This is a genomic window from uncultured Lutibacter sp. (assembly GCF_937891065.1).
In the GTDB taxonomy this organism is placed as follows: Bacteria; Bacteroidota; Bacteroidia; order Flavobacteriales; family Flavobacteriaceae; genus Lutibacter.
In genome coordinates, this window is the sequence record NZ_CALAEQ010000117.1 from 1 (window position 1) to 10,916 (window position 10,916).

Sequence of the window (10,916 nt, forward strand, 5' to 3'; positions counted from 1 at the left end):
TAATTTTAATTTTAATAAAATTAATATCTCTTTAATTATAATTTTTCTCTACCATTGGCCTAATCGTTAATTCATCTATTGATGCATTTAAATCAACTAATATCATTGTAAATATTGCCTCTACCACACTTTCCACTTCTAAATATTCCGGTTTATTTGTATTTCTAAAAGAAGTGTTTGTGCCTCCAGGATAAATAGAGCAAACTTTTATATTTTTAAGCCTAACTTCTTTCCTGAAAACTTTAACTAATGCATCAAAACTTGCTTTAGAGGCTGTGTATGCTCCAATACCTTCATTTGAAAAATTGCAAACTGTAGATAAGACATTTATGACGGTTCCTTTTTTAGCAATTTCCATACTCCTGTAGACTTCTCTCATAAAAATAAAAGGAGCGATTGTATTAATTTTTAACATATACATTAAGTCATTTGTTTCTATTTTTGAAACCAATGAACGCATGGTATTTGCGCCGGCACAATTGATTAGAACATCAAATGTTCCTATTTTGTTTGTCGCTTCTTTTACAAATAAAATTATTTCATTTTCATTAGATATATCAAATGCTTTATAATGAATATGGCCTTTTGTCTCTCCAATTTCATTTAAAAGTGTCGTCATCTTTTCAATCGATCTACCGCAAAAAGCAACATTAGCTCCAGCTTCAATTAACTTAATAGTTAGGTTTTTTCCTATACCAGAAGTTGCTCCTGTTACAAGAATATTTTTATTGATTAAATCATCCAATTTCATAACAAGTCTATTAAATTAATTCCTTCAGTTTTTGAGTTGCAATTTCTGCAGTAATATCTCTTTGAGGAGAACCAAACATTTCGTACCCAACCATAAATTTTTTAACTGTGGCACTTCTTAATAATGGAGGATAAAAACTCAAGTGCCAATGCCAATGATTATTTTCCTTATTGTTTGTTGGAGCTTGATGAATTCCACTTGAATAGGGAAATGAGCAATCGAACAATTTATCATATGATTTCGTTAAAACAGAAATAGCTTCAGCAAATTGTTTTTCCTCTTTTTCAGTCAAACAACTTATGTTTTTTTGAGCCTTTTTAGGGAGTATCATTGTTTCAAATGGCCAAATAGCCCAAAAAGGAACTAAAACTACAAAAGTTTCATTTTCAAAGATAATGCGTTCATTTAGAACTAATTCTTGTTTAACATAGTCTTCTAATATCGTTCTATTGTTTTTTTGATAATACGCCAATTGGTTTATATCTTTCTTATAAACTTCATTAGGCAATGAAGATTGGCTCCAAATTTGACCATGAGGGTGGGGATTACTACATCCCATTACCGCACCTTTATTTTCAAAAATCTGCACGTAATTTATGCTTTCTTCACTACCTAAAATTTTATATTCTTCTTTCCAAGTAGTCACTACTTTTTCAATAGCTTCTATAGACATTTCTGCTAAACTTTTTGAATGATCTGGGCTAAAACAAATTACTTTACAAATACCTGTTTCACTTTGTGCTTGTAATAAATCATCATTGATAGAAAATGATGGAGAATCTTTTTGAAGTGCTGCAAAATCGTTTGTAAATACAAAAGCACCTTTATAATCTGGATTTATTTCTCCATTCATTCTTGTGTTTCTAGCGCATAAGTAACAGCTTTCATCATGAGATGGTCTAACTTCTTTTGAGACTGCTTCATTTTGACCTTGCCATGGGCGTTTTGCTCTGTGTGGTGAAACCAACACCCATTCGCCAGTTAAAATATTTAAACGTTTGTGGGAGTAATCTTGTAAATCTGTGTTCATTTTAAGATATTATATGGGTTCCTTCTGAGATATTTACCGAATAAGGTGTGCATTCCTTATTAAATCTTGTTTTATACAATGGTGCCACTTTTTCAAAAAAAGCATCCGATTTTCCTCTTTTAATAATGTTTATAGTACAACCTCCAAAACCGCCTCCCATCATTCTAGAGCCAACAACATCATCGCAATCTTTTGCCAATTCAACTAAAAAATCAAGTTCATCACAACTTACTTTGTATTGATGTTGTAACCCATTGTGAGAGTTAAATACCAACTCGCCTAATTTTTCAATATCATTTGCTGCCATAGCTTCAGAAGCTGCCAGGGCTCTATTATTTTCTTGAACTACAAATAAAGCTTTTTGATAATCTTCTTCTGAAATTTGATCTTTTATTGCTAATAAACCTTCTTCAGTGGCATCTCTCAACGCTTTAACATTTAATAATGATGCTACATTTTCACAAACAGCTCTTCTATTATTATAGGCACTATCAGCTAAACTGTGTTTTACATTTGTATTGATTAATAACAGCTCATAATCTTTAAAATCAATTTCAAAAGGTATCGCTTCTATAGTTCTACAATCTAATAATAAAGCCTTATTTTCTTGCCCAAACATACTGGCATATTGATCCATAATACCGCAATTGACGCCAACATAATTATGTTCTGCTTTCTGCGAAATAAAAATCATTTCTGTTTTGGTTAAGCCTAAATTAAACAACTCGTTCAAACCAAAAACCACACTATTTTCTAATGCTGCTGATGAAGACAAGCCAGCACCTCCAGGAATATCCCCACCAAAAACGATATTAAAAGGTTCAAGATTAATTCCTTTTTTTTGAATTTCTGATACTACTCCTAATATGTAGCTCCTCCATCCACCGTTCGACAAAGGTTGAATGTTTTCCAAAGAAAATTTATATGTTTCATTTTTATCAAAAGCAAAAATACTACATAAATCAGAATTGCTTTTTTGAATAGCAGCAACAATTCCTTTATCTATAGCAGCAGGAAATACAAAGCCATCATTATAATCTGTATGCTCTCCAATAATATTGATTCTTCCTGGTGAAAAAATTAAAAAAGGTGCCGTTTTGAATTTCTCAATAAAAATTGTTTTTATTTCATTTATTAAATCTGTGTTCATATTCAAATAAATTTAAAAGTTTACTTTTTGCTGACACTATACACTTTTATAATTCCTATTTTCATTTTTATTTAATTCCTTGGTTAGGGATATGTCTTTATCCTTTTTATCCTTTTTATTTTTTTCTGATTTACGTGTACTTTCACACGATAAAAAAGATCCAATTAATAAAAAAATAATTATTTTGGTCATATTCATATTAATTGGAAGCTGTTTTTATAATTTTGGAATGATTACAAATGAATAACGATACGTTTTATCTGTTAATTTATATTCAGGATGAGTATGAGCTCCCCAGCTTGTATCACCACCAACACCCATTTGTCTATAATCAATATTTACAGAAACTAAATCTCGAGGTTTCACATCAATAGTATGACGGTTTTTAACAATATCTCCATCTCTATGGCGACCATCAGTTCTTTCTAAAGATTCAAAATCTTCCATCATATAATTATGTGCACTAAAATCAACTGTAGGAATACCTTTAATAATTATTCCCTCTCCATCTTTATTAGTCAAACTTACCCAACGGGTATCTGTTTTATTTCCATTTTCCTGAGGTCGGATATAAGCCCAATACTGGTGGGCCACTTTACCTGTATAAGTACCAATTTTTGCGCCTGTTTTTCTATCCCAATAACTTTCAAAAGGTCCTCTTCCATACCAAGAAATTTGATTGTATTCACCCAATAATTCAATATTTAAACCAATCCTTGGCGTTTCAGAAAGATTGTTCTTTGTTTTTACAAGTTCATTCTCAACCAATATTTCCCCATCTCCATTAATAGTGTATTTAGAAGTGAAAACTGCAATGTTCTTACCAGTATCATTGTTTAAATTATAAACCGTTGTTACTTCAGCATTTGCACCATTCATTTTAGTATTGATACTTGCTAAGGTTCGGTTCTTAGTTACGTAACGCCATTCTGCACAACGTTTGTGTAAATCATTACCAAAATCATTATCGGTTGGTGCTCTCCAAAAGTTAGGTGTAAAACCATTAGCTTCTTTAATTAAATTTTTACCATTGCCAAAACTAAGTTTGGTCATAATTCCTGTTGATTTATCAAAAATAATTTTACAATTTTTACTGCTTAAATCAACTGTTTTTTCTGAAGTATTTATAACAATTTTAGTTTCTGAATTTAAATCTATTTTACTGTTTTTTTCGCTAACAATAAATTGCTCCCAAGCCACTTCATGGTTTTTTGGCACTAAATTATTTTCAAATTTTGTAGTAGCGGAAATTGTCAAAATCACCTCTTTTGAAGTTTCAAAAATAGGATAAGCAATTTCAATTATTTTAGTATTAGATGGTTCTATGTCTATTTTATTAAAATTACCTGTCGCTATAATTTCCCCATCAGATATTAATTCCCAATTAAAATTAAAGGCATTCAAATTAGTAAAATCAAATTCATTTGAAATTTGAACTTTTCCAGAAGCCAAATCAATGGTTGTAAATAAAATGTTCTGATGTACTTTTTTTACTTCATATAATGCAGGTTTGGGCACTCTATCTGGATTTACCAATCCATTTAAACAGAAATTACCATCCGAAGGCACATCTTTTGGACCAAAATCACCTCCATAAGCCCAATAATCTTCTCCTTCTTCTGAAGTTTTCACCAAACCTTGGTCTACCCAATCCCATATAAAACCACCTTGTAAAACAGGATATTCCTTCATCATATCCCAATATTCTTTAAAATTACCAACACTATTTCCCATAGCATGGGCATATTCACATAAAATTAAAGGTCTGTCTGAGTATGTTTGCGCGTAATCTTGTATTGTATTTATGCTTGCGTACATTGGGCCTACAATATCTGTATTACTTTCAAGCCCAGCTTGTTCAAACATAACAAAGCGTGATTGATCTTTATTTTTAATCCATTCATAAGCCTCAAAAAACACAGGCCCATTTCCACATTCATTTCCCATAGACCAAATAATTACTGAAGGATGATTTTTATCTCTTTCCACAACACTTTTAATTCTGTCCATATGAGCTTTTTCCCATTCAGGTCTATAGGCAACATGCTGAATAGTATCAAAAATTCCTTGATGAGATGCTCCCATTCCGTGCGATTCTATATTTGCTTCATCAACTAAATACAAACCATATTTATTACACAATTTATAAAACAATTCAGGTTGAGGGTAATGAGAAGTACGAACCGCATTAATATTAAACATTTTCATTGTTTTAATATCTTTTAGCATTGTTTCTTCATCCATGTAATGTCCGTTTCGGTCATGATGTTCATGAAGATTTACTCCTTTCAAATAAATAGCTTTACCATTGATTAAAAGTTGCCCGCTCTTTATTTCAACACTTCTGAAACCAACCTCAGATCCAACGGCTTCAATAACTTCACCATTTTCATTTTTTAATCGAATGATAAGATTATAGAGATAAGGATTTTCAGCATTCCATTTTTTTGGATTTAATATTTCTTTTTCAAAATTAATAGTTGCATTATTATCAATTAGGGAAACATTTTGCTCATTAGCATAAAATTCATTTTTATCGGCATCGAGCAATACAGTTTCAACAATATAATTACCATTAATAGTACTTTCTATATTAACATCTAATTTAAATATTCCATCATTATAGTTGTTTACTAAATTAGCTTGTGACCAAAAATCATTAATACGTGTTTTCTCTCTATTCAACAAATAAACATCTCTGGTTATTCCACTTAATCTCCAAAAATCTTGATCTTCTAAATAACTCCCATCACTCCATCTGTAGACTTCAACAGCTAATAAGTTTTCGCCCTTTTTTAGATATTTCGTAATGTTAAATTCAGCAGGTGTTTTGCTTCCTTGACTATACCCAACCTTTTCACCATTTACCCATATATACATTGCCGAACTTACCGCTCCAAAATGCAAGAATACTTCTTTTTCTAAATCTGAATTTTCGATGTTGAAATATGTCCGATAAGAACCTACAGGATTGTAATGATCTTGAATTTTTGGGGGTGTTTTTTCGTGAGGATATTTTACATTGGTATAAATAGGCACATCAAATCCTTCTAATTCCCAGTTTGCCGGAACCTTTATTTTTTTCCAATCTGAAGTATCATAATCTTCTTTGAAAAAATAGTAAGGTCTATCGTCTGGTTTTGAAACCATATTAAAATCCCATTCACCATTTAAGGAAGTATAAAAAGGTGAATTTTCTACATTATCAATTATTACATCTTCATCACTTAAATAGGGAATAAAATAGGCTCTTGGAGCTTCTTTATTAACACCAAATACTTCAGGGTTTTCCCAATCGTTAATTTCTTTCTCTTCAAAAGGAACATCAACGTATTTATGTTTAGTTGTACAAGAGTTTAACACAATCAGAATAATAGCTAAATATTGAATTTTCATTTTAATTTCTTTTTATAAATCATTTATAATATCATACACGATTTTCTGGTACTTTTCATGAATATTATGTGCATTTGTTGGGTACATTTGTAGTAATAATGTAGCTGTAAATTGTTTTTTTGGATCTGTCCAAGTGTAGGTATCAAAAAAGCCCCCAAAACCATAAGAACCAATACTCATAGGGCCTTTCTCAGCTCCTTTTATATTAGTAACCCAGGCTGCATAGCCTTGGTCTGAATCACCATCATCAAAATTTGTTTGTTTACTCAACATCATTTTTACATACTTTTCTCCAAGTATTTGTTTGTTTTTATAAATACCATTATTGATAATCATATAAACAAAATTAGTATAATCTTTAGCTGTACTGCATAAATCTGCACCGCCAGAAAAGAATTGTTTATTTTCAATAACTGGGTAATTAATATCGTTATATGTAGTCAATATTAAGCCATTATTGTCTTCAGCTGGTTGATATACTTTGACCAATTTTTTTCTTTCTGAAATTGGAATATTAAAATAGCTACTATACATTTCTAAAGGTGTTAGAATGTGTTGTTGTACATATTCATCATACCTCAATCCCGAAACTATCTCAATTACAGTACTCAAAACATCGTAACTCATACTGTAAATATTTCTTTCTCCCGGGTTTGCTAGCAATGGTAATTGTGCTATTTTTCTTGTGTTCTCTATTGAAGTTCTTTGATCTTCACAAAATCCTTCACTAACACTATTTTTAATAACTAAAGCATTGTATCTATCATCTTGAAACCCGTAACCAATTCCAGAAGTATGTGTTAGCAATTGCTGAATAGTAATTTCACTTTTTGCAAGCACTGATGAAAATGTTGAATCAGATAAAACATCAACTAAAATTTGTGGGTTTTTAAACTCAGAAATATATTTACTAACCTTATCATCTAGGTTCAGTAAACCTTTTTCATACAATTGAAGCACCGCAACAGCTGTTAATCCTTTGGTCATAGAGGCCATTCTGAAAATATCATTCGTTTCTTGTGGAATGCTATCTTCTATATTTTTAAAGCCATATGCTTTATGAAAAACCTCCTTTTTATTTTTTGTTATATAAATAACTGCTCCGGGTATTTCTGCATTGCTTACCGCTGCATTGAATAACGAATCTAAACGACTTGTTTTTTGTAATGGTTGCTCAATTTTTTTATTGAAATTACAACCAACAATAACAAATGAAAATAAAAAGATTCTACCAATAAATTTACTTTTTAATCGCATTTTATTCAATTACAACAGTTAGTATACTTCTAGGAGGAACATTAAATAAGTCGTTGTTTGAAATACTTCCTTTTGGTGCTAAATCATCAGAATCTAAAGCCGATGTTTGATATAATTTAGAACTAAATGAGCTTTTCCCATCAACCTTAATTTTTACAGGAATTTGAATAGTGCGTTGATTCACAAATACAGCTACATATTTTGAATTATCAGGTTTTTTATATGCCGAAATCAATAAACCGTTGATAGATTGCTCAATAGTTTGATTATCTGATCTGTTTAAATCTATACGTTGATAGCCTTCTTTTATAAAAAACGAATAGTTCCCTAATGCCCAAAGCATTTTTGAGTCAAAGACTTCTCCATCATTTTTATTGTTATCTATATAAACCAAACCATCTTTGTAATCGTAGGGGCTAATAGCCAACCACCACTGCCAAGAACTTGCATTCGCTACAGTTAAATCAGTATGAATTACTCTTGCCAAATAAAGCGCAGGATCAATCCCTAAATCTCTTCCACTTCCTTTTATTTCATCATTATCTTCCAACAAACAATATTCAGACATCCAAAACTCTAATGAAGAATCGGTTTGCTGAATTTTATTTTTCACTTTTTCACGTACATCAATTAAGTTTGCAGTTCCATAAGTTGTATAATAACTGTGTCCACAAATTTTATTTGCTATATTTAATAAATTACCTACATAATTAGGCGAGCCAATGTTAAAAAATTCCTCGATATGAGATGCTCTTCCTGCTTTGTTTGAATCTTCATATAAATAATTCAATTGTCCAGATTCTGCAATTTCAATTTTAGTGTTTATATTTTTTTCTTCAATTTTTGCATCCAAAATTCTAGTGACAGCTGCAATTTCTGTATTTAACCAAGGTGAACCTTCTTGACCTCCTTTCCAGTCCCATTGTGGTTCATTAAAAGGGGATATATAACTAAATTCTATACCATCTTTCTCTTTAATATTTTCAATAACGTTAGCCAAAAAACTGACATAATCAGCGTATTTACTCTCATCAATATTTGCTGAAGAACCTCCAGATGAGAATGCTTTTCCGTTTTTTGTTAAAATTGTTGGTGGACTATTTGAAAATGCCGTAAACTCATTTACACCTCTTGTTTTAGCGGCCGTTAAAAACCAACGTTGTCCTTGTTGTGCGTCCGAATTAAAACCTGTTATAGTTAAAAATGATTCCGCTCTGCGCCATTCATCATCAATTCCACTATTATTTCCTTGGTAAGTGCTACCACCACCAATATTGAAACGCCATGTATTTAAGCCAATTCCTTTTGGTTTTCCAGCGCCATCTACTTCTTGACTAAAAAGATAATCAGCAATTTGATTTCGTTTATTTAGAGGCCAATTTTTACCTACAAATTGTGTACTCCAAGCATCTGAGGCTCCAAAACTATGAATAGTTTGATTTATATTATTTGGTTTCAATGTTATTTCCAAATAATCTTTAGGTGGTGGATTGACTTCTCCAGAATCATCTTCGGTTTTGGAATCATTGCAAGAGGCATTATTAAATAACAACAATAATACTATAATGTAAATATGATACATATTATTTTTTTTCATCATTTTAATATTAAAACAGCCTATATTAAGGTATTTAAATAACGTTTATTTACTCTTTAAAGCAGTTAATTATTTACTACCTGAGTGCTTTGTTTAAATTTATTAATAACCAACGTTTTGTATGATTTTACCTTGTGAAAGATTAATTTCAGATTGTGGAATTGGGAACAATGAATGAATGGACGCATTAAAATATTTTCCTTCATCATTTTTTGCATCATAAAGATCTGTACTTTCATTTAAATTATAATTTAAAAAACTTGCCATTGCAGCAGCTAGTCTTCCACTTCTTTTTAAATCATAGTAACGATGTCCTTCCATTGCCAGCTCTAAACGTCTTTCATTAAAAATTGCATCAATTAATTGTGGACCTGTTGCTATAATATTACCCAAACCAACTCGGCTTCTAACTTTGTTTAATGATGACAAGGCAGTATTTTCATCTCCATTGTAATAGGCAGATTCAGCATGAATTAACAATAAATCAGCATATCTGAATAAAATATGATTTAATGGTGAACGGGTATGCTCTGATTTTTCAGGACGTTCCCCCATAGATAAATAATACTTTCTATTGATTCTTCCGCTCATATTTTGTGTTGGATCAGTGTCATAAGAAGGATGATCTGCATCAACATAATCACCTTGTTTAATAATTGTATAGGCACGTCTTGGATCATTTCCCATAAAATTATCTAAGTTACTGCTTGGAGTACAAAATCCCCATCCACCATCTGCTCTACTTCTTGATAAAACAGGTAAAGCGCTACCAGAATCATACAATTCGTTATAAGAATTTTGGATTTCGAAAATTGAACCATTTCCATTAGGATTTTCAACACTCCAAACTTTACTAAAAGGATCATTTAAATTGTATTGACCTGACGTTATAACGTCGTTTGCCCAACTTTGTGCATCATCATATTTCTTTTGAAAAATGGCTGCTCTGGCTAAATAAGCAGAAGCTGCACCTTTTGTAGCCCTACCAACATTAGAAGCTGAAACTTCAGATTTCATAGGTAAAAACTCTTTAGCTTCTGTTAAATCTTTTTCTATTTGAGCCCAAATTTCCGCCTCGGTTGATCTCTCTAAATTGGCTTCGCTCACGGAAATAGGCTCGGTTAACAATGGCACACCTCCCCAATTTTTAACCAATTCAAAATAATAAACAGCTCTCAAAAATTTAGCTTCCGCAACTAAAATCTCTTTTTGTCCAGCAGTAATTGGAGCATCAGGAATTCTTGCAATGGCAAGATTACATCTGAAAATTCCTTGATAAGTATAGCGCCATTTACTATCTAACCACTCATTTGAAGGTGTGATGTTAAAATTAGCCAAATTGCCAAAATCTCTTTGATCTCCTTCATTTGTATTGCCTTTAAATGCATCATCAGAACAAACATCTCCTACCATCCAAAAGAAATCTGTTTCCCACCAATCTTGAGGACTTAAAGAAGCATAACACCCTATAAGGGCTTTATCACATTCAACATAATTAGAATAATAATTATCTAAATTTTGTTTTCCTGTAATCTCGTTATCAATATAATCTGAACAGGATATAAAGTTCAAACTAATTAAAATAAATAATAGATATTTTATATTTTTCATTGTATTTATTTTTTTTGTTTTTTATACTGTCTACCTGCTCTATAATATAAATGTCTTCATCGTCTTTTTTTAAATAGTATTTTTCTCTTGCAAATTTTTCAATTTCATTGCTATCCTTCATTTT

The 10,916-nt window shown here is 31.2% G+C and carries 7 protein-coding genes; all 7 read right to left on the minus strand.

What is annotated here, in order from left to right:
- Positions 1 to 31: 31 nt before the first annotated feature.
- Complete coding sequence (locus Q0352_RS06865) at positions 32 to 751, minus strand: SDR family oxidoreductase (RefSeq protein ID WP_299525637.1); 720 nt, start codon at positions 749 to 751, stop codon at positions 32 to 34.
- A 10-nt stretch (positions 752 to 761) separates the two neighbouring features.
- Positions 762 to 1,781, minus strand: coding sequence for a UDP-glucose--hexose-1-phosphate uridylyltransferase (locus tag Q0352_RS06870; protein ID WP_299525640.1), 1,020 nt, complete (start codon positions 1,779 to 1,781; stop codon positions 762 to 764).
- Position 1,782: 1 nt separating this feature from the next.
- Positions 1,783 to 2,931, minus strand: a complete 1,149-nt coding sequence (galK, locus tag Q0352_RS06875) for a galactokinase (RefSeq protein ID WP_299525643.1) — start codon at positions 2,929 to 2,931, stop codon at positions 1,783 to 1,785.
- Positions 2,932 to 3,147: 216 nt separating this feature from the next.
- Positions 3,148 to 6,327 carry a glycoside hydrolase family 2 TIM barrel-domain containing protein gene (locus Q0352_RS06880; RefSeq protein WP_299525646.1) on the minus strand — a complete coding sequence of 1,060 codons (3,180 nt, stop codon included), beginning with the start codon at positions 6,325 to 6,327 and terminating at the stop codon, positions 3,148 to 3,150.
- Positions 6,328 to 6,339: 12 nt separating this feature from the next.
- Entirely contained in the window at positions 6,340 to 7,584 is a 1,245-nt protein-coding gene (locus Q0352_RS06885; RefSeq protein ID WP_299525655.1) for a serine hydrolase, read from the minus strand.
- Between the two features lies 1 nt (position 7,585).
- Positions 7,586 to 9,181, minus strand: coding sequence for a glycoside hydrolase (locus Q0352_RS06890; protein ID WP_299525649.1), 1,596 nt, complete (start codon positions 9,179 to 9,181; stop codon positions 7,586 to 7,588).
- A gap of 102 nt (positions 9,182 to 9,283) precedes the next feature.
- On the minus strand, positions 9,284 to 10,792 hold the full coding sequence (locus Q0352_RS06895) for a RagB/SusD family nutrient uptake outer membrane protein (RefSeq protein WP_299525652.1): 1,509 nt from the start codon (positions 10,790 to 10,792) through the stop codon (positions 9,284 to 9,286).
- Positions 10,793 to 10,916: the final 124 nt, after the last annotated feature.

Excerpts from the sequence above, each read along its gene's own strand:
- Q0352_RS06865 (WP_299525637.1), bottom strand. The coding sequence starts at position 751 with ATGAAATTGGATGATTTAATCAATAAAAATATTCTTGTAACAGGAGCA.
- Q0352_RS06870 (WP_299525640.1), bottom strand. The coding sequence starts at position 1,781 with ATGAACACAGATTTACAAGATTACTCCCACAAACGTTTAAATATTTTA.
- galK (WP_299525643.1), bottom strand. The coding sequence starts at position 2,931 with ATGAACACAGATTTAATAAATGAAATAAAAACAATTTTTATTGAGAAA.
- Q0352_RS06880 (WP_299525646.1), bottom strand. The coding sequence starts at position 6,327 with ATGAAAATTCAATATTTAGCTATTATTCTGATTGTGTTAAACTCTTGT.
- Q0352_RS06885 (WP_299525655.1), bottom strand. The coding sequence starts at position 7,584 with ATGCGATTAAAAAGTAAATTTATTGGTAGAATCTTTTTATTTTCATTT.
- Q0352_RS06890 (WP_299525649.1), bottom strand. The coding sequence starts at position 9,181 with ATGAAAAAAAATAATATGTATCATATTTACATTATAGTATTATTGTTG.
- Q0352_RS06895 (WP_299525652.1), bottom strand. The coding sequence starts at position 10,792 with ATGAAAAATATAAAATATCTATTATTTATTTTAATTAGTTTGAACTTT.